Source organism: Pseudomonas sp. PDM17, assembly GCF_014851985.1.
In the GTDB taxonomy this organism is placed as follows: Bacteria; Pseudomonadota; Gammaproteobacteria; order Pseudomonadales; family Pseudomonadaceae; genus Pseudomonas.
In genome coordinates, this window is the sequence record NZ_JACVAT010000035.1 from 1 (window position 1) to 255 (window position 255).

A 255-nucleotide genomic window follows, 5' to 3' on the forward strand; every position below is an offset into this window, starting at 1 on the left:
CGGGCCAAGTGTCGCGGTCGAAGACGAAATGGCACTTGTAGCGGCCTTCCATGTCGATGTGGCCGTACAGGTCATTCGGCTCGGGGCTCGTGACGCGCGCCGGGAGGGTACCGGCGATCACCGGCTTGGCCGGCACTTCCGGGCGGAAGCAGACCTGTTCGTCGTAGGGGATGGCTTCGAATTGCACTTCGAAGCTGCGGTCGCGAGCAGCGCGGCACTGCAGGTCGACAATCACCGCGCCCGCCGCGAAGCGCT

1 pseudogene is annotated in these 255 nt (G+C 66.3%); it reads right to left on the reverse strand.

The window, feature by feature from the left end:
• Positions 1-255 (reverse strand): annotated as a pseudogene (locus IB256_RS30530) (type VI secretion system tip protein VgrG); the annotation flags it as partial.